Origin of the sequence: Cupriavidus sp. L7L (assembly GCF_004353535.1) — a bacterium.
Taxonomy (GTDB): Bacteria; Pseudomonadota; Gammaproteobacteria; order Burkholderiales; family Burkholderiaceae; genus Cupriavidus; species Cupriavidus oxalaticus_A.
In genome coordinates, this window is record NZ_SMNY01000028.1 from 107,260 (window position 1) to 130,350 (window position 23,091).

Here is a 23,091-nt window from a genome sequence, read left to right on the forward strand (position 1 = left end):
GATCGTCTCTTATCTCTTAATCGTCTACCTGTCAGCGTTACGCTTGAGCATCGGCTTGAGCTGCGGCCACACCGTCTCCAGCAGTGCCGGCTGCGCCTCGGCGGTGGGGTGGATGCGGTCCGGCTGGAACCAATCCTGCCTGGCCATCACCTTGTCGAGGAAGAACGGCACCAGCCGCACCTTGTATTCGCCGGCCAGCTTCGGATACAGCGAGAAGAACTTTTCGGTGTAGTCCTGGCCATAGTTGGGCGGGATGCGCATGCCGACCAGCAGCACCCCGGCGCCGGCCTTCTGCGCGCTGCTGACGATCTGGCGCAGGTTGGACTCCGTGGTCTGCAGCGGCAGGCCGCGCAGGGCGTCGTTGGCACCCAGCTCCACCACCACGATGGCCGGCTTGTGCCGCGACAACAGGTCCGGCAAGCGAGTCTTGCCGCCGATGGTGGTCTCGCCGCTGATGCTGGCATTGACGACGTTATAATCGAAGCGCTCTTGCCTGAGCCGGTCTTGCAGCAGGGTGACCCAGCCGGTGCCGCGCGTGATGCCGTATTCGGCGGACAGGCTGTCGCCCAGCACCAGCAACGCAGGCGCTGCGGCCTGTGCGTGCTGCATCCCGCCCAACATCGTCAGCGTCGCCGCGGCTGCCAGCAGCAGCCTGCGCCTTTTGTGCCGGATTTCTCCGATCACTCGGATCACTTTATCCATGTCCTCTTCCATTCTTGCCGTCGAGTCCCTTGGAAAGACCGTAGCCGACACGACAGGTTCGCTGACGATTTTGCACGAGGTGTCGTTTTCCGTCACGCCGGGCGAAACGCTGGCCATCGTGGGCGCGTCCGGCTCGGGCAAGTCGACGCTGCTGGGACTGCTGGCCGGGCTGGACCTGCCCAGCGCGGGCACGGTGCGCCTGCATGGGCAGGACCTGTATGCACTGGACGAGGACCAGCGCGCAGCGCTGCGCGGCCGGCATGTCGGCTTTGTGTTCCAGTCGTTCCAGCTGGTGGGGCACCTGACCGCGCTGGAAAACGTGATGCTGCCGCTGGAATTGCGCGGTGAAACGTCGCAGGTGCGCGAGCGCGCGGTGGACATGCTGCAACGCGTCGGCCTGGGAGCGCGCCTGAGCCACTATCCGCGCACGTTGTCGGGCGGCGAGCAGCAGCGCGTGGCGCTGGCACGCGCGTTCGTCGCGCGTCCCGACATCCTGTTTGCCGACGAACCCACCGGCAGCCTCGACACGGCCACCGGCGAGGCGGTGATCGCGCTGATGTTCGCGCTCAACCGCGACGCCGGCTCGACGCTGGTGCTGGTCACGCATGACCGCTCGGTGGCGGCACGCTGTGGGCGCATCCTGACCATCGACGCCGGCCGTGTGGCCAGCGACGAATGGATGGGCGCTGAGGTCTGACGCGCTAGCTGGCGGCGCCTGCCTTCAGGACCGCGCGGGCGCGCTCGATCAGCGCCGCGGTCGAGGCGTCGTGCTGGCCGGTGCCGGCGCCGGTGAGCTCGGCTTCGATCGGCCGCGCGAGGATCTTGCCCAGTTCCACGCCCCACTGGTCGAACGAATTGATCTTCCACACCACGCCCTGCACGAAGGTGCGATGCTCATAGAGCGCGATCAGCGCGCCCAGCACGTGCGGCGTCAGGTCCTCCATCAGCAAGGTATTGCTGGGCCGGTTGCCATCGAACACCATATGGGCGATGCGAACTTCGTCGTTCAGCCCCGCGGCGCGCAGCTCGTCGGCGCTGCGGCCGCGCATCAGCGCCTCGGCCTGCGCAAAGCAGTTGGCGAGCAGCTTGGCGTGATGGCCCGGCAGCCGGCGCGGCGGCACCAGCGGCGCGACGAAATCCACCGGCACCACTTGCGAGCCCTGGTGAATCTGCTGGAAGTAGGCATGCTGGCCGTTGGTGCCGGCCGTGCCCCACACCACCGGCGAGGTATGCGTGCGCACGCGCTGCCCGTCGAGCTGCACCGACTTGCCGTTGCTCTCCATCTCCAGCTGCTGCAGGAATGCGGGGAACAGTTCGAGCGAAGTCGAGTAGGGCGCCATGCAGCTGGTCGGCAGGTGCCAGAAATTGCGGTACCAGATGCCCAGCATGCCGAGGATCACCGGCATGTTGCGCTCCAGCGGCGCGGTGCGGAAGTGCTCGTCCATGGCGTGGCCGCCGGCGAGCAGGTCGGCAAAGGCGTTGAAGCCCACCGCCAGCGTGATCGACAGGCCGACCGACGACCACAGCGAGAAGCGCCCGCCGATCCAGTCCCAGAACTCGAACATGTTGGCGGGATCGATGCCGAACTCGCGCACCGCGTCGGTATTGGTCGAGACCGCGACGAAATGCTTGGCCAGGTCGTTCTCGGCCACCCCGCTGGCGATGAACCAGGCACGCGCGCTGCGCGCATTGGCCATGGTTTCCAGCGTGGTGAAGGTCTTGGAACAGACGATCACCAGCGTACGTTGCGGGTCGAGGCGCACCAGCGTTTCGGCGAGGTCGGTGCCGTCGACATTGGAGACGAAGTGCATGCGCGGGCCGTCGTGGCCATCAGCGTCGGACAGGTGCGACAGCGCGCGGCATACCATGCGCGGCCCGAGGTCGGAGCCGCCGATGCCGATGTTGATCACGTCGGTGATGCGTTCGCCCGTGGCGCCTTTCCATGCGCCGCTGCGCACGCGCTCGGAGAAGTCGCGCATGCGCACCAACACCTGCTGGATGGCCGGCATGACGCGCTCGCCGTCGACCTTGTAGCCATCACCGGCCGTGGCGCGCAGCGCCACATGCAGCGCCGCGCGGTCCTCGGTGGTGTTGATATGCTCGCCGGCAAACATCGCGTCGCGCCGCTGCGGCACACCGGATTCGGCTGCCAGTTGCACCAGCAGCCGCATGGTCTCGGGCGTGATGCGGTTCTTCGAATAGTCGAGATAGAGGCCGGCGGCTTCCAGCGAAAACTGCGCGACGCGCTGCTTGCCATCGGCATCGAACCACTCGCGCATCTGTGCATCGCGAATCGTGTCATGGTGCCGAAGCAGGGCGTTCCAGGCGTGAAGGTCAGTGGGCATGCAGGACAATTCAGGTTGCAGGGGCGCGAGCCGAGTCGCAGACAGGAAGTATAGCGTCAGCAATGTGACCATCCGTGCAGGTCGCCACGCCATATCGTTACCACTTGCAACATAGCATCCGGCGTGCCAGCCAGCTATCGGACGTTGTCTGACGGCCGCGTCGTGACCGGCGCACCGGACGTCACGCGCCGCTCTCCGTGAGCAACCGGTTGAATACGGCGCGTGCGGGCAGGTACAGTTCGCTGGCGGTCACGCCGGCCGGTCCGGTGCCTTGCGTGACGAGGTCGTCCGCCGCCTGGCCGTGGATCCATACCGCCGCCTGCGCGGCCGGCAGCGGCGGCATGCCCTGCGCCAGCAATGCGCCGATCATGCCGGCCAGCACGTCGCCGGTGCCGGCGCTGGCCAGCGCCGCGTTGCCGGTCGGGTTCAGTGTGGCGGGACTGCCGTCCGGCGCTGCGATCACCGATCCCGAGCCCTTCAGCACGACCACCGCCTGCCATTGCCTGGCCAGCGCGGTGGCCGCCGCGATGCGGTCGCGCTGCACGTCCGTCACCGAGGTGCCCATCAGGCGCGCCGCTTCAAGCGGGTGCGGCGTCATCACGCAGGGTGCGCGGGCGGCGGCCAGCGCGCCGGCATGGGCGGGATCGGCAGCGAGCAGGTTGAGCGCATCCGCGTCGAGCACCGTCGGCACCGGCGTCGTGGCTAGTGCCTGCAGCAGCCGCGCGAAGTGTCGCTGCGCCGTGGCGTCGGTGCCAAGCCCGGGGCCGATCACTAGTGCCGACATTGCGCCCGGCGCCAGGCCGTCCAGCGCATGCAGCATCAGTTCCGGATGCACCGGGTCGAGCAGCGGCGCCGGCTGCGCGAGAAAGCCGATATGGACCTTGCCCGCGCCCAGGAACTGCGCGGCACGGGCACCGAGCAAGGGCGCGCCCGTCATGCCGTGGTTGCCGCCGATCACCGCCAGCGAGCCATGCGTGCCCTTGTTGCCGGCATGGTGCCGTCGCGGCAGCGCTGCGCCGAACAGCGCCGTGCCGTTGGCCATTGCATGCGGCGGTTCCGCGGGAGGATAGTCGAGGCCGATCGGCGCGATGTCGACGGCGCCGGCACAATCGCGGCCATCCAGCGTCAGCAGGCCGGGCTTGGCGGCAATGAAGGTCAGCGTGCGGCGGGCGCGGATCGCCGGTGCGCCCGCACCGGTATCGGCGAACAGCCCGCTGGGAATGTCGAGCGCGAATACCGGCAGCCCGCTGCGGTTAACCTGCTCGATCCACCACGCCATGGCGCCGCCGGCCGCGCGGTTCAGCCCGATGCCGAGCAGGCCGTCGACGATGGCGGCGGCCTGTGGCGGCCACTCCGGTGCGGGATCCGATGCGGATGCCGGCATCTCCCCGGCTTCTCGGATCGGCACGCCGGCCGCCTGCGCCTGCTGCCACGCGATCGCCGCATCGGCCGGCAGCCGGGCCGGGTCCGCCGCGATCCATACCTGCACCGTGCGGCCCGCGCCGTGCAGCAGCGTCGCGGCCACCAGTGCGTCGCCACCGTTGTTGCCCGGCCCGGCAAGAAATAACAATGGACCCGCCGGCGCATGCCGCGCCAGCCAGTCCGCGGCGGCAGCGCCGGCGCGCGACATCAGCGTGAACGAAGGCAGTCGTGCGAATGCGGCATTCTCGATGCGGCGGATGGCGGCGACGTCGTACAGCGGCACAGCCAAGGGCGAGGCGGCGTCGAGCTCGAACCAGCCGTCGCCCTGGTCTTGCGGCGCGGCGGTGGAAGTGGCAGGGTGGCTCATGGTGGCTATCCGGCGGGGCCAAGGCCATAGCGGTCCGGCAGCAGCCCCTCCATGTCGATGTCGGGCCCGCGTGCCGCGCCGGCGCTGGCGGCGATCTGGTCAGCCGCAATCTTGCCTGATCCGCAGCTCATCGCCCAGCCCGTCGAGCCGTGGCCGAGGTTAAGGAACAGGCCGGGCACGGCGGTGGGGCCGATCAGCGGCGGTCCGTCCGGCAGCATCGGGCGCGCACCGGCCCATTGCGTGGCTTCCTGGTAGTTGCCCGCCACCGGGAACCAGTCGCGCGCTACCTTGACCAGTGTGCGCAGCGCGGCGGGGCGCAGGTCGAGCCGGCGCGAACCCAGCTCGGCCGTGCCGGCGACGCGCATGCGGTTGCCCAGCCGCGTGATCGCGATCTTGTACGACTCGTCCATCAGCGCGCCCAGCGGCGCCTGCAGTTCGTCGCGCACCAGCAGCGTGATCGAGTATCCCTTGACCGGATACAGCGGCACGCGCAGGCCCAGCGGCCGCAGCAGCGGGACACTGTCGACCCCGGCGGCGACCAGCACGCGGTCGGCGGCCAGCACCAGCGCGCTCTCGCTCTTGCCGTGCGCGAGTTCGACCTGCAGCTTGCCACGCTGGTCTGGCCGGATGCGCGCTACCTGAGCTTCGAAGCGAAATGCGACCCCCGCCGCCTCGGCATGCCGGTGCAGCGCGCGCACGAACATCGGGCAGTTGCCGGACTCATCCTCGGGCAGGTGCAGGCCGCCGGCCAGCGGCGTATCGGCCGCCAGGCCGGGTTCGATGCGCCGGCATTCCTGCGCGCTGACCAGCCGGTGCGGCACATTGTTCTCGCGCAGCAGCGCCACCGCGGGGCCTGCCAGGTCCAGGTCGCGCGCGGTGCGGAACAGCTGCAGGTAGCCTTGCGACTGCTCGTAGTCGATCTCCAGTTCACTGCGCAGCCGGTGCAGGCAGGCGCGGCTGTAGAACGCCAGCCGCTGCATGCGCAGCTTGTTGGCACGGTAGCGTTCCAGATCGCATTCGCGCAGCCAGCGCGCGATCCAGCGCCACATCGCCGGGTCCGCCGACGGGCGGAACACCACCGGCGCCTCGCGCGCGAACAGCGTGCGCAGCACCTTGCCCGGCATGCCCGGCGCCGCCCACGGCGTGACATAGCCCGGCGCGATCATGCCGGCATTGCCGAAGCTGGTTTCCTGCGCGGGCGCGGCGCGCCGCTCCAGCACGGTCACGTCGAAGCCGGCCTGGCGCAGGTACCACGCGGAACAGACGCCGATTACGCCGGCGCCGATGACAATCACATGCATGCGGTCAGCGGCCTCCGCCCAGCGCAGCGGCGCACGAGCGGCGCCGGGCCCATGCTATTTGACCTCCTGCTGCATGACCAGGTCAGGCAGCCACGTCACCACCTGCGGCCAGATCGTGATGATGCCGATGGCGACCACCATCATCATGAAGAACGGCAGCGAGACCCGGGCGATATAGTTGCTGTCCTTGCCGGTCATGCTCTGCAGCACGAACAGGTTGAACCCCACCGGCGGCGTCACCTCGGCGATCTCCACCAGCAGCACGATGAAGATGCCGAACCAGACCAGGTCGAACCCGGCCGCCTGCACCATCGGCAGCACCGTGGCAGTCGTCAGCGCGATCATCGAGATGCCGTCCAGCGCGGTGCCGAGCACGATGTAGATCACCGTCAGCACGGCGATCAGCGCCCACGGCGACAGTTGCAGCGCCGCCACCCACTCGGCCAGTGCGCGCGGGATGCCGGTAAAGCTCATCGTCACCGACAGGAACGAGGTGGCGCCGAGCACGAACATGATCATCGCGGTCAGCCGCGTCGCCGACATCAGGCTGTCCCAGAACGCCGCGCGCGTCAGCGAGCCGCCCGCCCACGCCAGCCCCAGCGACGCCACCACGCCGTAAGCCGCCGCTTCGGTCGCGGTGGCATAACCGGTGACCATCACCCACGCGATAAAGGCGATCAGCACGATGCACGGCAGCAACTGACGGATCGACGCCAGCCGCGCGTGCCAGTCGAAGCGGTCTGGCGCCGGGGTCTTGTCCGGGTTGGCCAGCGCCCAGACAACGATATAGCCGGAGAACAGCAGCATCAGCATCAGCCCGGGGATAAAGCCGGCCAGGAACACGCGGATGATCGACACGTCCGCCGACACCGCATACACCACCATCGTGATCGACGGCGGGATCAGGATGCCCAGCGTGCCCGCGCAAGACAGCGAGCCGAGCGTGGTGCGCTCGTCATAGCCGCGCCGCGTCAGCTCCGGCAACGCGGACTTGGCGATGGTGGCGCACGTCGCCGCAGACGATCCCGACACCGAGCCGAAGATGCCGCAACCCAGGATGTTGACGTGCATCAGCCGCCCTGGCAGCCAGTTCAACCACGGCGAAAGCCCGGTGAACATCTGCTCCGACAGCTTGGTGCGGAACAGGATCTCGCCCATCCAGACAAAGAGCGGCAGCGAGGCCAGCGTGTACGACGCACTCGACGACCACCACGCGTTGGCCAGGCTCACCAGCGCCTCGCGGTCGGAGAAGACCACCAGCCCGATCCACGACGTGACCGCGATCGCCACCGGGATCCACGCGCCGATCGCCAGGAAGACGATCAGCACCAGCAGCAGGACCAATGCAACCAGGACTGTGCTCATCAGACCGTCTCCCCGAAATCGCCGGCGGCGAGCCTGGCTTCCTGCGCGAGCCGGTAGCGCGGCTTCTGCCGGCGCAGCACGCGCAGCCATTCGTCGGCCACCGCCAGCAGGAAGCCGATGATGCCCACCACCGCGAAGCTCTGCGGAATCCACAGCGGGATCACGATCTGTCCCTGCGAGACATCGCCGATGTCCCAGCTTTGCCAGGCGAAGGTGCCGAGTGCCCAGGCCGCGTAGGCGGCAAACGCCAGGCAGACGGTCAGCGAGACCACCTCCAGCACCCAGCGCCGGCGTGGGCCGACGGCTTCGAGCAGCATTTCCACGCGCACGATGCCGCCGTGCTGGAAAGTCTGGCCCAGGACGAGAAAGGCCGAGGCCGCGCACAGCCACGCGACGATATCGTCGCCGCCCTTGAAGATCACCGCGGTCTCGCGCGACAGCGACATCAGGATCATGATCACGCAGACGGCGAGAATGCAGAGCGCGCCGAGCGCGGCGAACAGGTCGAGCAGACGGTCGAGCCAGCGCTTGGGGAGTGGGGTAGTCGGCATGATGGCAGCGTCAGGAAGGAAGGAATTCCCGCCATGCCAGCCTGCGCGGCCTGGCGGGAAGGCTGCGGTACGGGCTTGCTTGCTTACTTGCGATAAGCGTTGAGGATGGCCTTCCCGTCATCGCCCGCGGTCTTGGCCCAGTCGTCCACCATGGTCTGGCCGACCTTCTGCATGTCGGCCTTGAGCTGCGGCGAGGGCGCCTGCACCGTCATGCCGTTCTTCGACAAGGTGGCCAGGTACTCCCTGGTCTTCTGCTCCGAGACCTGCCAGCCGCGCTTCTCGGCGTCGGCGACGGCCTTGAGCAGCGCGTCCTGCGTGGGCTTGTCCAGCGCCGCGAAGGCCTTCTTGCTGACCACCAGCATGTTCTTGGGCAGCCACGCATCCACGGTGTAGAAGTACTTCACGCTTTCCCACACCTTGGTGTCGACCCCTGTCGCCCCCGACGACATGAACGAATTGACCGTGCCGGTGGCCAGCGCCTGCGCCAGGTCGGCCGCCTGGATCGTCACCGGCTGCGCGCTGACCAGTTCGGCGATGCGCGAGGTGGCCGGGTTGTAGGCCCGCCACTTCAGTCCCTTCATGTCGGCGGCCGAGTTGATCGGCTTGTTGGCGTAGATGCCCTGGGGCGGCCATGCCACCGCATAGAGCAGCTTGATGCCCTGCTTGTCGAGCACCTTCTCTGTGACCGGGCGCGAGGCCTGCCACAGCCTGTAGGCATCGCCATAACTGGTGGCCAGGAATGGCACCGAATCCACGCCGAACACCGGATTCTCGTTGGCCAGCAGCGACATCAGGATCTCGCCCATCTGCACCTGGCCGGTCTGCACGCCGCGCTTGATCTCGTTGGCCTTGAGCAGCGAGCCATTGGGATGCAGCACGATCTTGAGCTTGCCGCCGGTCGCCTTGTCGACGTCGTTGGCCATCTGCTGCAGGTTTTCCGTATGCAGGTTGCTCGCCGGGTAGCCGGTGGGCAGGTCCCACTTGATATCCGCCTGTACCGTCATGGCGGCCAGCGCCAGGCCAGCCGCAACGATTGCCTTGACTCGCATCTCGATCTCTCCTGGTGTGCGCTCGGGGGCGCGGTTGTACAGCTTGTCTGCGTACTACCTGGTGCCTTGCGCGGCGGGCCGCGGTCGGCGCAAGATCAACAGCGCGGCGGCGGTCTCAGTCGTCGCGCGAAGACGGTTGCACGATCCGTTCCAATGCAAGCGCCGTGCCCAGCAGTCCGGCATCGCGCATCGGGCCGTGCGACAGCATCAGCCCGACCGGCAGTTCGTCCGGCGCATGGCAGGGCATCGAGATCGAGCAGCCGTCGAAGAAGTTGAAGGCCGAGGTATTGCGCAACAGCAGGGCATTGACGCGGAAGAACTGCGCGTCATCGGTGCGCAGCGGGGCGATCTCGGGCGCAACCATCGGCACGGTCGGGCACACCACGGCGTCGAAGCGGGCCAGGCGCGCTTCCATGCGGGCGATCCAGTCGAGGCGGGCGCGGCCCAGGTCGATATAGTCGGCGGCGCTGACCGTTGCGCCGCGGTCGATGCGCGACGCCACGCGCGGGTCGTACAGCTCGCGCTTGCCGGCCAGCACATGGCGGTGGATGGCATAGGCCTCGGGCGCGCTGAAGCCGCCCTGTGCGTTCAGGGCGGCGAGCTCGCCAAGCTCGGGCAGGTCGACGTGTTCCAGCTGCACGCCGGCGGCCGACAGCCGGCCGAGTGCGCGGTCGAAGGCGCGGGCCACGACGGGGTCGAGGTCGTCCAGCAGGTACTGGCGCGGAATTGCCAGCCGCGTCGCCGTCGGGCTGGTGACGCGCGGCAGCACCGCCTGGTCGGCGATCACGGCATCGACCGCGACGCAGTCGCCGACCGTGCGCGCCATGGCGCACGCGGTGTCGAGCGTATACGACAACGGGAAGGCGCCGGTCAGCGGCACGCGCCGGGCAGTCGGCTTGAAACCGGTGATGCCGCACAGCGCGGCCGGGATGCGGATCGAGCCGCCGGTATCGCTGCCGAGCGCGGCGACCGCCAGCCCGAGCGCCACCGACACTGCCGCGCCCGACGACGACCCGCCGGGAATGCGCGGCGTGCCGGGCTCGCTGGCCGGGTTGGCCGGCGTGCCGTAGTGGGGATTGATGCCGACGCCGGAGAAGGCGAACTCCGTCATATTGGTGCGGCCGACGAGGGCGGCGCCCGCCTGGCGCAGGCGCGCCACCACGGTCGCGTCCGCCGTCGCCGGGGCGGCATCCCGGCGCACAACGGAGGCCGCGCGCGTGACTTCTCCGGCGATGTCATAGAGGTCTTTCACCGAGACCGGCAGGCCGGCCAGCGGGTGCAGCATCTTGCCGGCGCCGCTGGCAGCATCGGCGGCGCGCGCGACCTGCGCGGCGGCCTCGAAGGTGCTGTGCAGGAACACCGCCTCGGCGGCGGGCCCGGCTGCCGCGGCGGCGGCCTGCTCGAGGATCGCCGCGCGGCTGGTGGCGCCCTCGCGCAGGCGGGTGTTCAGGGTATCGAGATCGGGAAGCATGGATGGCATGGGCGCGGGGTTGCGGTACCGGGGGTGGTGACCATGCTCATAATTCGGGAATCAAGTGTCAAGCTAAAAATGCCGAATGGCGCGCATAAGCGCCGCCTGCCGTGCATGGCAGCCGAGATTCGGCCCGGTGTCGGCCCGGCGGTCGCACATGCCGCATGGGCGATAAATTGCGTAAAGTGATGCATAAGCATTATCACGAATCCGTGTACCACGGAGCCGTCGTGATGGCGCAGTGCAAAATCCCGCCCTCGGCAAGGTACAATAGCGGTTTCCCGCCAGCCGGACACCCCATGCAGCGGTGCCGGCCAAGCAGCAGCCATACCCAGCCATTACCCAGGCCTTCCCGGCCTTACTCCACGCCTCCCGACCGCTACGATCATGGCGCATTTCTCGTGCTTCCCCGGCGCTTTGGCGCTTTCCGCCTTCCGTCAGCAACGCCTGCTTACCGCCCTGCGGCAAATCGATGCCGATATCGAATCGGTGCACGGCCAGTTCCTGCATTTTGTTGACGCGCAGACGCCGCTGTCGGCCGACGACCAGTCGCGCGTGGCGGCGCTGCTGACCTATGGCGCACCGTTCGCCGAGCAGCCCGAGGGCGACCGCTTCGTCGTGATCCCGCGCTTCGGCACGATCTCGCCGTGGGCCAGCAAGGCCACCGACATCGCCCATAACTGCGGCCTGACGCATATCCACCGCATCGAGCGCGGCATCGAGATCACCGTGATCTGCAAGAAGGGCCTGCTGCGCGGCCGCAAGTCGCTGGACGCGGACACCCGCGCCGCCGTCGCCGCGCACCTGTTCGACCGCATGACCGAGACCGTGGTGGCCTCGCGCGACGATGCCGCCGGCCTGTTCCAGGAACTGCCGGCCAAGCCGCTGCGCTTCATCGACCTCTCCGCCGGCCGCAGCGCGCTGGCCGCGGCCAACGTCGAGATGGGCCTGGCGCTGTCCGAGGACGAGATCGACTACCTGGTCGACGCCTACGGCAAGCTGGAGCGCAACCCGACCGACGTCGAGCTGATGATGTTCGCGCAGGCCAACAGCGAACACTGCCGCCACAAGATCTTCAACGCCACCTGGACCATCGACGGCGTGCAGCAGGACAAGTCGCTGTTCGCGATGATCCGCAATACGCACGAGCTCAATCCGCAGGGCTCGATCGTGGCCTATTCGGACAACTCGGCGGTGATGGAAGGCGACGTGGCCGAGCGCTGGTTCCCGCGCGGCGACAGCCACAAGTACGGCCGCCACGAGGCGCTGACGCACACGCTGATGAAGGTGGAGACGCACAACCACCCGACCGCGATCTCGCCGTTCCCGGGTGCCTCGACCGGCGCCGGCGGTGAAATCCGCGACGAAGGCGCGACTGGCCGCGGCGCCAAGCCCAAGGCAGGCCTGACCGGCTTCACGGTGTCCAACCTGATGCTGCCCGAGGCGGTGGAGTCCTGGGAAAACGACCGCGACGCCGCCCAGCCGGTGGCGCACCGCAACCCCGACGACAAGCCTGGCGTGACCGGCAAGCCGGACCGCATCGCCTCGCCGCTGCAGATCATGATCGACGGCCCGCTCGGCGGCGCCGCGTTCAACAATGAATTCGGCCGCGCCAACCTGGGCGGCTACTTCCGCGTCTACGAGCAGAATGTCGGCGGCACCGTGCGCGGCTACCACAAGCCGATCATGATCGCCGGCGGCATTGGCAATATCGATGCCTCGCACACGCACAAGAACCCGCTGCCGGCCGGCACGCTGCTGATCCAGCTGGGCGGCCCGGGCATGCGCATCGGCATGGGCGGCGGCGCCGCCAGCTCGATGGCAACCGGCACCAACACCGCCGACCTGGACTTCGACTCGGTCCAGCGCGGCAACCCAGAGATGGAGCGCCGCGCGCAGGAAGTGATCAACGCGTGCTGGCAGCTTGGCGACGCCAACCCGATCCTCTCGATCCACGACGTCGGTGCTGGCGGCATCTCCAACGCCTTCCCTGAACTGGTGGACGGCGCCGACCGTGGCGCGCGCTTCGACCTGCGCCAGGTGCACCTGGAAGAGTCCGGCCTGTCGCCGGCGGAAATCTGGTGCAACGAGTCGCAGGAGCGCTATGTGCTGGCGATCGCGCCGGACAGCTTCCCGCAGTTCCAGGCCATGTGCGAGCGCGAACGTTCGCCATTCGCCGTGGTCGGCATCGCCACCGAGGAAAAGCAGCTGCAACTGGTCGATGCCAGCGTCGACGCTGCGCTCAAGGAGCACTACGCCGTCAACATGCCGATGGACGTGCTGCTGGGCAAGCCGCCGCGCATGCACCGCGACGTCAAGCGCGTCGAGCAGCCGTTGCCTGCGGTGGACGTGACCAGCATTAGCCTGGAGCAGGCCGTGCGCGACGTGCTGCGTCATCCGACCGTGGCCAGCAAGTCGTTCCTGATCTCGATCGGCGACCGCACCGTGGGCGGCATGAACGCACGCGACCAGATGGTCGGTCCGTGGCAGGTGCCGGTGGCCGACGTGGCCGTGACCACGCTGGACTACAAGGGCAATGCCGGCGAGGCGATGACCATGGGCGAGCGCACGCCGCTGGCCGTGATCGATGCACCGGCCTCGGGCCGCATGGCGGTCGGCGAGGCGCTGACCAACCTGGCGGCCGCACCGGTCAAGGACCTGGGCAAGGTCAAGCTGTCGGCCAACTGGATGGCTGCCTGCGGCGTCGAAGGTGAAGATGCAAAGCTGTACGACACCGTGCATGCCGTCGGCATGGAGCTGTGCCCGGCGCTGGGCATCAGCATCCCGGTGGGCAAGGATTCGCTGTCGATGCGCACCAAGTGGCAGGACGAGGGCGTCGACAAGGAAGTGGTGGCGCCGGTATCGCTGATCATCTCGGCCTTTGCCGCGGTGGACGACGTCAACCGCACGCTGACGCCGCAACTGCGCACCGACGCCGGCGACACCGTGCTGATCGCCGTCGACCTGAGCCGCGGCAAGAACCGCATGGGCGGCAGCATCCTGGCGCAGGTCACGCAGCAGGTGGGCGACAGCGCGCCGGACGTCGACAGCGCTGAAGACCTGAAGAACTTCTTCAACGTCATCCAGCGCCTGAACCGCGAGGGCAAGCTGCTGGCCTACCACGACCGTTCCGATGGCGGCTTCATCGCCACGCTGGCCGAGATGGCCTTTGCCGGCCACTGCGGCGTGTCGCTGAACGTCGACATGCTGGCGCTCGATCCGCAGCAGGAACAGGACTACGGCGACGCCAAGAACTGGGCCCAGCAGATCGCCGAGCGCCGCAACGACCAGACCCTGCGCGCACTGTTCTCGGAAGAACTGGGCGCGGTGGTGCAGGTGCGCCTGCAGGACCGCGACGCGGTCTTCGCGGTGCTGCGCGAGGCTGGCCTGTCCGCATGCAGTCACGTGGTCGGCAAGCCCAACACCACCGACCAGGTCGAGATCTACCGCGATGCCAAGAAGGTGTTCGGCGCGTCGCGCACGGACCTGCAGCGCAACTGGAGCGAGGTCAGCTGGCGCATCGCGCGCCTGCGCGACAACCCGGCCTGCGCCGACAGCGAGTATGACCGCCTGCTGGACGCCGCCGATCCGGGCATCAGCCCGGTGCTGACGTTCGATCCGGCGGAGGACATCGCCGCGCCGTTCATCGCTACCGGCGCGCGTCCGCGCGTGGCGATCCTGCGGGAGCAGGGCGTCAACTCGCAGATCGAGATGGCCTACAGCATGGATCGTGCGGGCTTCGATACGCATGATGTGCATATGAGCGACCTGATCGCCGGGCGTGCCAACCTGGCGGATTTCACGGGCTTTGTTGCCTGCGGCGGCTTCAGCTACGGCGACGTGCTGGGCGCGGGCGAGGGCTGGGCCAAGACCATCCTGTTCAATGCGCAGATGGCCGAGCAGTTCGCGGCGTTCTTCAATCGCGAGGACACGTTTGCGCTGGGCGTCTGCAATGGTTGCCAGATGATGAGCAACCTGGCGCCGATCATTCCGGGGGCGGGGGCGTGGCCGCAGTTCACGCGTAACCAGTCGGAGCAGTACGAGGCGCGTTATGTCACGGTGGAGGTGCAGTCGTCGCCGTCGATCTTCTTTGCTGGCATGGAAGGTAGCCGCATTCCTATCGTGGTTGCGCACGGTGAAGGGTATGCGGACTTTTCGCAGCAGGGGAATATCGGCGAGGCCAACGTTGCGCTGCGTTTCGTCGACAACTACGGCGCGGTGACGCAGAGCTATCCGTTGAATCCGAATGGTTCGCCTGAGGGCATCACCTCGGTGACTACTGTCGATGGGCGCTTTACCGTGCTGATGCCGCATCCTGAGCGTGTGTTCCGTGCTGCCACGATGAGCTGGGCGCCGGATGCTTGGAAGCAGGTTGCCGATGGTGGTAGCCCGTGGATGCGGATGTTCAGGAATGCCAGGAAGTGGGTGGGGTAGCGGTTGGTGACATGCTGTCGGGCTTTTGAAGCGCTTTGTCGCAGTTGGTGACATGCTGTTGGCCGTTGAACCGCCTGGTTCCGCCCTCCTGGGCGGGTCACTTTTGTCCGAGCGACAAAAGTAACCAAAAGCGCGTCGCCTGAGCGGCTGGCTATCAATTCATCGGCGTGGGTGGTTCGGGTGGCGGTGATTTCCGTTTGGGCTTGGGTGCCCGTTCGAACCTGCTAACGCTATGTGAGTTAGGGACCGTGCCTGCGCTAACCGGCTATTGAACGATCCCCATGCCGGGCGTAGGCCGCCTGCTGCATGCCATATTGGTGGGACGCCTTCGGCTGCGCTGCGCGCGGGCCCTAACGTGGCAGGGCGGCCGATCTCGCCTTGGCCATTGCCGTCACTGCCCAGCGAGAGAAGCAATGCGGGTTCGTGCCGGGGCACCTCACCCGCGAGACTGAGCCGCGCGCAGCGCAGCCGTAGGCGATGACGCGATACCGCAGGCAGCAGGCGGCCTACACCCGTCCTGGGGATGGTTCAAAAGTGGGGATTCGCCAGGCACCCACACTCACTCACCTGGCGTAGCAGGCTGGCACCGCGACCACGCCTCACTGAGACCAAAATCGCCCATATAACCAGAAGCGCCAAATTGGCTCAGCCAGCCGCAGGCGACGCGCTTTTTGGTTACTTTTTGGCGCTCGGCCAAAAAGTGACCCGCCCAGGAGGGCGGAACCAGGCGGTTCAACGGCCGACAACATGTCACCAGCCGCGAATCGCCGTCGAGCATCTGGCAGAGGCACAAGCCGCACCGCAGATAAAGTCGCATACTGGTTTAGAACCATGCGCCGGTCCATCCGGGAAATGCCTCAAACGCCATCGGAGGGCCTCGTGCCGCGGTTTTTGTGGAACGCCGGCCGGGGTCTGTTATGCACGCCGGTAAGGGGCGCAATGCGTGCCGCGCATTCCGCCCAAAGACGGTCGAAAATGAAATTGAACGACCGTGCTATTTTGTGTATGCTTGTTTCGCCCAAGCGCCGGAAGGCTTGTGGGAAGCGGGATTGCGGCGGGTTAACCCTGAACCGCGCGGACCGCGCCAGCAACAAACAATAATTCGAGAATTCGAATCCCGAGACAACCTTTAGCAAAAGGAACCAGCATGACAGCGCAGTATCAGGTTCAGGACGGCGTAGCCGTCATCACGCTCGACAATCCCCCTGTCAACGGCCTGGGTCACAGCACCCGTCTTGGCATCGTCGAAGGCATGACCCGTGCGCTGGACGATGCCGCCGTCAAGGCCATCGTCATTACCGGCGCCGGCAAGGCATTCTCGGGCGGCGCCGACATCCGTGAATTCAATACCCCCAAGGCCATGCAGGAGCCGACGCTGCACTCGGTGATCCGCGTACTGGAAGCGTCGTCCAAGCCCGTGGTCGCGGCCGTGCACTCGGTCGCCATGGGTGGCGGGCTGGAACTGGCGCTGGGCTGTAACTACCGCGTGGCGTCCAAGGGCGCGCAGATCGCGCTGCCGGAAGTGAAGCTGGGCCTGCTGCCCGGCGCCGGCGGCACGCAGCGCCTGCCGCGCGTGATCGGCCTGGAGGCCGCCGCCAACATGATCGTGTCGGGCACTCCGGTGCTGTCCGAGAAGTTCGCCGGCACCAAGCTGTTCGATGAAATCGTCGAGGGTGACGTGCTGCCCGCGGCGGTCAAGTTCGCGCAGAACGTCGGCGCCGCCAGCGGCCCGCATCCGAAGGTGCGCGACCTGAAGGTGCGCCACGAGAACCCCGAAGGCTACCTCGGCTTCGCCCGCAACACCGTGGCCGCGATGGCCAAGAATTTCCCGGCTCCGCTGAAGTGCCTGGAAGCGGTGGCCGGCTCGCTCAAGCCGTTCGAGCAAGGCCTGAAGGAAGAGCGCGAGGGCTTCCTGTTCCTGGTGACCACGCCGGAATCGCGCGCGCTGCGCCACGCCTTTTTTGGCGAGCGTGCCGCCAGCAAGATCCCCGACGTGCCCGAAGGCACCCCCGTGCGCAAGATCGAGAAGGTTGCCGTGATCGGCGCCGGCACCATGGGCGGCGGCATCAGCATGAACTTCCTCAACGCCGGCATCCCGGTCACGATCCTGGAAACCAAGCAGGAAGCGCTGGACCGCGGCGTCGGCATCATCCGCAAGAACTACGAAAACAGCGCCAAGAAGGGCAAGCTCACGCAGGAGAAGGTCGAGCAGCGCATGGGCCTGCTGAGCACCACGCTGTCCTATGACGACATCAAGGACGCCGACATGGTCATCGAGGCCGTGTTCGAGGAAATGGGCGTCAAGGAAATCGTCTTCAAGAAGCTGGACGAAGTGATGAAGCAGGGCGCGATCCTGGCTTCGAACACCTCCACGCTGGACGTGAACAAGATCGCCTCGTTCACCAAGCGTCCGCAGGACGTGGTCGGCATGCACTTCTTCAGCCCGGCCAACGTGATGAAGCTGCTGGAAGTGGTGCGCGGCGAGAAGACCGGCAAGGACGTGCTGGCCACGGTCATGCAGATCGGCAAGAAGATCAAGAAGACCGCGGTGGTGTCGGGCGTGTGCGACGGCTTTATCGGCAACCGCATGATCGAGCAGTACAGCCGCCAGGCCGGCTACCTGCTGGACGAGGGCGCGCTGCCCGAGCAGGTCGACAAGGCCATCGAGAAGTTCGGTTTCGCCATGGGCCCGTTCCGCATGGGCGACCTGGCCGGCAACGACATCGGCTGGGCCATCCGCAAGCGCCGCGCCGTCGACAAGCCCGAGATCCAGTACTCGAAGACCGCCGACCTGCTGTGCGAGATGGGCCGTTACGGCCAGAAGACCGGCGCGGGCTGGTACGACTACAAGGCGGGCGACCGCAAGCCGTACCCGAACCAGCAGGTCAACGACATGATCGTGCAGCACTCCAAGGACTTGGGGCTGACGCGCCGCAAGATCTCGGACGAAGAGATCGTCGAGCGCCTGGTGTTCGCGCTGGTCAACGAAGGCGCCAAGATCCTGGAAGAGGGTATTGCTTCCAAGGCCTCGGATATCGACATGGTGTACCTGACCGGCTACGGCTTCCCGCTGTTCCGCGGCGGCCCGATGCTGTATGCGGACCAGGTCGGCCTGTACAACGTGGCGCTGGCAATGAAGCGCTACGCCAAGGGCTACCACGGCGAAGCCTGGCAGGTCGCGCCGCTGCTGCAGAAGCTGGCGGACGAAGGCAAGGGCTTCAACGGTTAATTTGCCAAGAGGGTTCAGCAAGGAGCGGCCATGAACACCACCATCGGACCGGACGATTGCCTGCTGGTGATTGACGTGCAGAACGACTTCATGCCGGGCGGCGCGCTTGCCGTGCCCAACGGCGATGAGGTGGTGCCCGTCATCAATCGGCTGGCGCGCGCGTTCGGGCATGTGGTGGTGACGCAGGACTGGCATCCGGCCGCGCACGTCTCGTTTGCGGCCAACCATGCCGGCACGCAGCCGTTCCAGATGCTCACGCTGCCGTATGGCGAGCAGGTGCTGTGGCCGGTGCACTGCGTGCAGGACACGCCCGGCGCCGCGCTGCATGCGGGCCTGCACGTGCCGCACGCGCGGCTGGTGATCCGCAAGGGCCACCATGCCGACGTGGACAGCTACTCCGCTTTCCTTGAGGCGGACCGCACCACGCGTACCGGGCTGGCCGGCTACCTGCGCGAGCATGGCGTGAAGCGCGTGTTCTGCGCCGGGCTGGCGACGGACTACTGCGTGGCCTGGAGCGCGCTCGATGCGCGCGCCGCCGGCTTCGAGGCCGCGGTGATCGAGGATGCATGCCGGGCCATCGACCTGCAAGGGTCGCTGGCGAAAGCATGGCAGGACCTCGGCGCCGCCGGCGTCGCGCGCGTGATGTCCGCGGATGTGCTCAAGGGCCAGGGCTGAACCAAACCACCGAACTGAACGACACAAGATTCCGAGGAGCAACACATGAACGAAGCAGTCATCGTATCTACCGCACGGACCGGCCTGGCCAAGAGCTGGAAGGGCGGCTTCAATATGACCCACGGCGCCACCCTGGGCGGCCATGCGGTCCAGCATGCGATCGCCCGCGCCAAGATCGACGCCGCCGAAGTGGAAGACGTGCTGATGGGCTGCGCCAACCCGGAAGGTGCCACCGGCGCCAACATCGCGCGCCAGATCGCACTGCGCGCCGGCTGCCCGGTCACCGTGCCCGGCGCCACCGTCAACCGCTTCTGCTCGTCGGGCCTGCAGACCATCGCCATGGCCGCGCAGCGCGTGATCGCCGATGAGGGCGACATCTTCGTCGCCGGCGGCGTGGAGTCCATCTCCTGCGTGCAGCAGGAAATGAACCGCCACATGGTCCAGGAAAGCTGGCTGGTGAAGAACAAGCCGGAAATCTACTGGAACATGCTGCAGACCGCCGAGAACGTGGCCAAGCGTTACAGCATCTCGAAGGATCGCCAGGACGAGTACGGCGTGCGCAGCCAGCAACGCGCCGCCGCCGCGCAGGAAGCCGGCAAGTTCAAGGACGAGATCGTGCCGATGACGGTGCTCGCCGGCGTCGCCGACAAGTCCACCGGACAGCTGGTGACGAAGGAAGTGACCATCGACCGCGACGAAGGCATCCGCGCCGACACCACGCTGGAAGGCGTGGCCAAGATCCGCAGCGCGGTGCCGGGTGGCGTGATCACCGCCGGCAATGCCTCGCAGTTCTCGGACGGCGCCTCGGCGGCCGTGGTGATGAACGCGCGCGTGGCCGAGGCCAAGGGCCTGCAGCCGCTGGGCGTGTTCCGCGGCTTTGCCGTGGCCGGTTGCGAGCCGGACGAGATGGGCATCGGCCCCGTGTTTGCGGTGCCCAAGCTGCTGAAGAAGGCTGGCCTGAAGGTCGAGGACATCGGCCTGTGGGAGCTGAATGAAGCCTTCGCGGTGCAGGTGCTGTACTGCGCCGACAAGCTCGGCATCCCGATGGATCGCCTCAACGTCAACGGCGGCGCCATCGCGGTGGGCCATCCGTACGGCGTGTCGGGTGCGCGCCTGGTCGGCCATGCGCTGATCGAAGGCAAGCGCCGTGGGGTGAAGTATGTGGTGGTGACCATGTGCATCGGCGGCGGGCAGGGTGCTGCTGGTCTGTTCGAAGTCCTGTAACTGCCGACAAAACCGGCACGCTGCCGGTTTGCTCCCCTCTCCCGCTTGCCGGAGAGGGGCAGGGGGTGAGGGCAGGCGGTGGCATACCACCGGCCTCTACTTCGTCGTCCCGCCGGCCCTCACCCCAACCCTCTCCCGCAAGCGGGAGAGGGAGCACACATGCGGTGCGATTCAATGCGGGGGCGGTTCGCACAAGAAGGCAACAAGAATTCACGGCGCACCAAGCAGTGCGCCGCATGGAGACACCATGTCGATGATCCTTTCCCGTCGCGACCTGAACTTCATTCTGTATGAATGGCTCAAGGTCGACGAGCTGACCCGCATCCCGCGCTACGCCGACCACTCGCGCGAGACCTTCGACGCCGCGCTGGACACCTGCGAGAAGATCGCCACCGACCTGTTCGCGCCGCACAACAAGAAGAACGACCAGCAGGAACCCGAATTCGACGGCGAGACCGTCACCATCATTCCCGAGGTCGGCACCGCGCTGAAGGCCTTCTGCGAGGCCGGCCTGATGGCCGCCGGGCAGGATTACGAGCTGGGCGGCATGCAGCTGCCGGTGGTAGTGGAAAAGGCCGGCTTCGCCTACTTCAAGGGCGCCAACGTCGGTACCAGCTCCTACCCGTTCCTGACCATCGGCAACGCCAACCTGCTGCTGACGCACGGCACGCCGGCGCAGGTCGAGACCTTCGTCAAGCCGGAGATGGAAGGGCGCTTCTTCGGCACCATGTGCCTGTCGGAGCCGCAGGCCGGCTCGTCGCTGTCGGATATCACGACGCGCGCCGAGTATGAGGGCGAATCGCCGCTGGGCGCGCAATACCGCCTGCGCGGCAACAAGATGTGGATTTCCGCGGGCGAGCACGAGCTGTCGGACAATATCGTCCACCTGGTGCTGGCCAAGATCCCCGGCCCGGACGGCAAGCTGATCCCGGGCGTGAAGGGCATCTCGCTGTTCATCGTGCCCAAGTACCTGGTCAACCAAGACGGCTCGCTGGGCGAGCACAACGACGTGGTGCTGGCCGGCCTGAACCACAAGATGGGCTATCGCGGCACCACCAACTGCCTGCTGAATTTCGGCGAAGGCATGAAGTACAAGCCGGGCGGCAAGGCCGGTGCCATCGGCTATCTGGTGGGCGAGCCGCACAAGGGCCTGGCCTGCATGTTCCACATGATGAATGAGGCGCGCATCGGCGTGGGCCTGGGCGCGGTGATGCTGGGCTATACCGGCTACCTGCACGCGCTGGACTATGCGCGCAACCGTCCGCAAGGCCGCCCCGTCGGCCCCGGCGGCAAGGATGCCGCCAGCCCGCAGGTGAAGCTGGTCGAGCACGCCGATATCCGCCGCATGCTGCTGGCGCAGAAGAGCTATGTCGAGGGCGGCCTGGCGCTGAACCTGTATTGCGCGCGGCTGGTGGACGAGGAAGAAGCCGCGGCCGCCGCGGGCGACCAGGAAGCGCATGCGCGCCTGGCGCTCCTGCTCGACATCCTGACCCCGATCGCCAAGAGCTGGCCATCGCAATGGTGCCTGGAGGCCAACAACCTGGCGATCCAGGTGCATGGCGGCTATGGCTACACCCGCGAATACAACGTCGAGCAGTTCTACCGCGACAACCGCCTGAACCCGATCCACGAAGGCACGCATGGCATCCAGGGCCTGGACCTGCTGGGCCGCAAGGTGGTGATGAAGGATGGCGCCGCGTTCAAGCTGCTGGGCGAGCGCGTGCAGGCCACCATCGGCCGCGCGCTCGCCGCGGACGATGCCGAGCTGGCGCGGCAGGCGCGCGCGCTCGGCGCCGCAACCCGGCGCCTGGCCGAAGTGACGCAGACGCTGTGGAGCGCCGGCGACTCCAATGTGACGCTGGCCAACGCCTCGGTCTACCTCGAAGCCTTCGGCCACGTGGTGGTCGCGTGGATCTGGCTGGAGCAGGCACTGCTGGCACAGGCCGCGCTGGCGCAGGCGGGCGGCAAGGAAGACCAGGACTTCTATCGCGGCAAGCTGGCCGCGGCGGCGTACTTCTTCCGCTTCGAGCTGCCCAGGGTCGGCCCTCAGCTCGATTTGCTGGCATCGCTCGACCGCACCACGCTGGACATGCAGGACGCCTGGTTCTGACCGCTGACTACATCATTCAAAGACAACCGAGGAAGAGACACATGCGCACCATCCAGCAACTGTTTGACCTGAAGGGCAAGACCGCGCTGATCACCGGCGGCTCGCGCGGCCTTGGCCTGCAGATCGCCGAGGCACTGGGCGAGCAGGGCGCGCGTATCGTGCTGTCGGCACGCAAGGCCGACGAGCTGCGCGCGGCGCAGGAACACCTGAAGGGCCTCGGCATCGAGGCCGACTGGATCGCCGCCGATGGCTCGCAGGAGTCCGAGATTGCCCGCCTGGCCGACGAAGCCATCGCCAGGCTTGGCCACGTCGACATCCTGGTCAACAACGCCGGCGCCACCTGGGGCGCCCCGGCGGAAGACCATCCGGTGGAGGCCTGGGACAAGGTGATGAACCTGAATATCCGCGGCCTGTTCCTGCTGAGCCAGCGCATCGGCAAGCTGTCGATGATTCCGCGGCGCTACGGCCGCATCATCAACGTGGCGTCGATCGCGGGCCTGGCCGGCAATCCGCCGGGGTCGATGGAGACCATCGCCTACAACACATCCAAGGGAGCGGTGGTCAACTTCACCCGCACGCTCGCGGGCGAGTGGGGCGAGCACAACATCACTGTCAACGCGCTGGCGCCGGGCTTCTTCCCGTCCAAGATGACCAAGGGCTCGCTGGAGCGCATGGGCGTCGAAGCGATGTGTGCCGGCGTGCCGCTGCACCGCCTGGGCGACGATGAAGACCTCAAGGGCGCGGCGCTGCTGTTCGCCAGCGATGCCGGCAAGCACATCACCGGGCAGATCCTGGCGGTCGACGGCGGCGTCAGCGCGGTCTGAGCGCGGTCTGAACGACTGCCGA

Annotated in this window: 15 protein-coding genes; 7 read left to right on the forward strand and 8 right to left on the reverse strand. The window is 67.3% G+C overall.

From position 1 onward, the window contains the following. Window positions 1–24 precede the first annotated feature (24 nt). A complete protein-coding gene (locus E1J61_RS26295; protein ID WP_133096870.1) occupies window positions 25–714 on the reverse strand; it encodes an arylesterase in 690 nt (229 codons plus the stop codon). Here E1J61_RS26295 and E1J61_RS26300 point away from each other — a divergent pair. Next, the gene (locus E1J61_RS26300) at window positions 701–1,399 is read left to right on the forward strand and encodes an ABC transporter ATP-binding protein (protein ID WP_133096871.1); all 699 of its coding nucleotides are present in this window, start codon (window positions 701–703) and stop codon (window positions 1,397–1,399) included. The genes E1J61_RS26295 and E1J61_RS26300 overlap by 14 nt on opposite strands. A gap of 4 nt (window positions 1,400–1,403) precedes the next feature. On the opposite strand, the gene pgi is transcribed toward E1J61_RS26300, so the two are convergent. The 7 genes from pgi to E1J61_RS26335 form a co-directional block, all read right to left on the reverse strand. Beyond that, window positions 1,404–3,047, reverse strand: a complete 1,644-nt coding sequence (pgi, locus tag E1J61_RS26305) for a glucose-6-phosphate isomerase (protein ID WP_133096872.1) — start codon at window positions 3,045–3,047, stop codon at window positions 1,404–1,406. A gap of 181 nt (window positions 3,048–3,228) precedes the next feature. After that, the gene (locus E1J61_RS26310; RefSeq protein ID WP_133096873.1) at window positions 3,229–4,836 is read right to left on the reverse strand and encodes an NAD(P)H-hydrate dehydratase; all 1,608 of its coding nucleotides are present in this window, start codon (window positions 4,834–4,836) and stop codon (window positions 3,229–3,231) included. A gap of 5 nt (window positions 4,837–4,841) precedes the next feature. Continuing rightward, on the reverse strand, window positions 4,842–6,137 hold the full coding sequence (locus E1J61_RS26315) for a D-amino acid dehydrogenase (RefSeq protein ID WP_133096874.1): 1,296 nt from the start codon (window positions 6,135–6,137) through the stop codon (window positions 4,842–4,844). 54 nt (window positions 6,138–6,191) lie between these two features. After that, a complete protein-coding gene (locus E1J61_RS26320; RefSeq protein WP_133096875.1) occupies window positions 6,192–7,502 on the reverse strand; it encodes a TRAP transporter large permease in 1,311 nt (436 codons plus the stop codon). After that, window positions 7,502–8,053 carry a TRAP transporter small permease subunit gene (locus E1J61_RS26325; RefSeq protein ID WP_133096876.1) on the reverse strand — a complete coding sequence of 184 codons (552 nt, stop codon included), beginning with the start codon at window positions 8,051–8,053 and terminating at the stop codon, window positions 7,502–7,504. Before E1J61_RS26325 ends, E1J61_RS26320 begins: the two co-directional genes overlap by 1 nt. Window positions 8,054–8,136: 83 nt before the next feature. Continuing rightward, window positions 8,137–9,102, reverse strand: coding sequence for a TRAP transporter substrate-binding protein (locus E1J61_RS26330; protein ID WP_133096877.1), 966 nt, complete (start codon window positions 9,100–9,102; stop codon window positions 8,137–8,139). 115 nt (window positions 9,103–9,217) lie between these two features. Then, the gene (locus E1J61_RS26335) at window positions 9,218–10,582 is read right to left on the reverse strand and encodes an amidase (protein ID WP_133096878.1); all 1,365 of its coding nucleotides are present in this window, start codon (window positions 10,580–10,582) and stop codon (window positions 9,218–9,220) included. Window positions 10,583–10,960: 378 nt separating this feature from the next. On the opposite strand from E1J61_RS26335, the gene purL reads away from it, so the two are divergent. The 6 genes from purL to E1J61_RS26370 all read left to right on the forward strand — a co-directional run bounded on the left by purL (window position 10,961) and on the right by E1J61_RS26370 (window position 23,069). Further along, entirely contained in the window at window positions 10,961–15,007 is a 4,047-nt protein-coding gene (gene purL / locus E1J61_RS26340; protein ID WP_133096879.1) for a phosphoribosylformylglycinamidine synthase, read from the forward strand. 1,147 nt (window positions 15,008–16,154) lie between these two features. Continuing rightward, window positions 16,155–18,236 (forward strand): 3-hydroxyacyl-CoA dehydrogenase NAD-binding domain-containing protein, encoded by a 2,082-nt coding sequence (locus E1J61_RS26345; protein WP_133096880.1) that lies wholly within the window; start codon window positions 16,155–16,157, stop codon window positions 18,234–18,236. Window positions 18,237–18,266: 30 nt separating this feature from the next. Further along, complete coding sequence (gene pncA, locus E1J61_RS26350) at window positions 18,267–18,911, forward strand: bifunctional nicotinamidase/pyrazinamidase (RefSeq protein ID WP_133096881.1); 645 nt, start codon at window positions 18,267–18,269, stop codon at window positions 18,909–18,911. Between the two features lie 45 nt (window positions 18,912–18,956). After that, window positions 18,957–20,135 carry an acetyl-CoA C-acyltransferase gene (locus E1J61_RS26355; protein ID WP_133096882.1) on the forward strand — a complete coding sequence of 393 codons (1,179 nt, stop codon included), beginning with the start codon at window positions 18,957–18,959 and terminating at the stop codon, window positions 20,133–20,135. Window positions 20,136–20,382: 247 nt separating this feature from the next. After that, window positions 20,383–22,245, forward strand: coding sequence for an acyl-CoA dehydrogenase (locus E1J61_RS26365; RefSeq protein ID WP_133096884.1), 1,863 nt, complete (start codon window positions 20,383–20,385; stop codon window positions 22,243–22,245). A 41-nt stretch (window positions 22,246–22,286) separates the two neighbouring features. Then, complete coding sequence (locus tag E1J61_RS26370; protein WP_133096885.1) at window positions 22,287–23,069, forward strand: SDR family oxidoreductase; 783 nt, start codon at window positions 22,287–22,289, stop codon at window positions 23,067–23,069. Window positions 23,070–23,091 lie beyond the last annotated feature (22 nt).

Bases quoted from the DNA above. Each gene is read 5' to 3' on its own strand.
- E1J61_RS26370 (WP_133096885.1), top strand. From the start codon at position 22,287: ATGCGCACCATCCAGCAACTGTTTGACCTGAAGGGCAAGACCGCGCTG.
- pncA (WP_133096881.1), top strand. From the start codon at position 18,267: ATGAACACCACCATCGGACCGGACGATTGCCTGCTGGTGATTGACGTG.
- E1J61_RS26295 (WP_133096870.1), bottom strand. From the start codon at position 714: ATGGAAGAGGACATGGATAAAGTGATCCGAGTGATCGGAGAAATCCGG.
- E1J61_RS26300 (WP_133096871.1), top strand. From the start codon at position 701: ATGTCCTCTTCCATTCTTGCCGTCGAGTCCCTTGGAAAGACCGTAGCC.
- E1J61_RS26365 (WP_133096884.1), top strand. From the start codon at position 20,383: ATGTCGATGATCCTTTCCCGTCGCGACCTGAACTTCATTCTGTATGAA.
- E1J61_RS26315 (WP_133096874.1), bottom strand. From the start codon at position 6,137: ATGCATGTGATTGTCATCGGCGCCGGCGTAATCGGCGTCTGTTCCGCG.
- pgi (WP_133096872.1), bottom strand. From the start codon at position 3,047: ATGCCCACTGACCTTCACGCCTGGAACGCCCTGCTTCGGCACCATGAC.
- E1J61_RS26310 (WP_133096873.1), bottom strand. From the start codon at position 4,836: ATGAGCCACCCTGCCACTTCCACCGCCGCGCCGCAAGACCAGGGCGAC.
- E1J61_RS26335 (WP_133096878.1), bottom strand. From the start codon at position 10,582: ATGCCATCCATGCTTCCCGATCTCGATACCCTGAACACCCGCCTGCGC.
- E1J61_RS26330 (WP_133096877.1), bottom strand. From the start codon at position 9,102: ATGCGAGTCAAGGCAATCGTTGCGGCTGGCCTGGCGCTGGCCGCCATG.
- E1J61_RS26345 (WP_133096880.1), top strand. From the start codon at position 16,155: ATGACAGCGCAGTATCAGGTTCAGGACGGCGTAGCCGTCATCACGCTC.
- purL (WP_133096879.1), top strand. From the start codon at position 10,961: ATGGCGCATTTCTCGTGCTTCCCCGGCGCTTTGGCGCTTTCCGCCTTC.
- E1J61_RS26355 (WP_133096882.1), top strand. From the start codon at position 18,957: ATGAACGAAGCAGTCATCGTATCTACCGCACGGACCGGCCTGGCCAAG.
- E1J61_RS26325 (WP_133096876.1), bottom strand. From the start codon at position 8,053: ATGCCGACTACCCCACTCCCCAAGCGCTGGCTCGACCGTCTGCTCGAC.
- E1J61_RS26320 (WP_133096875.1), bottom strand. From the start codon at position 7,502: ATGAGCACAGTCCTGGTTGCATTGGTCCTGCTGCTGGTGCTGATCGTC.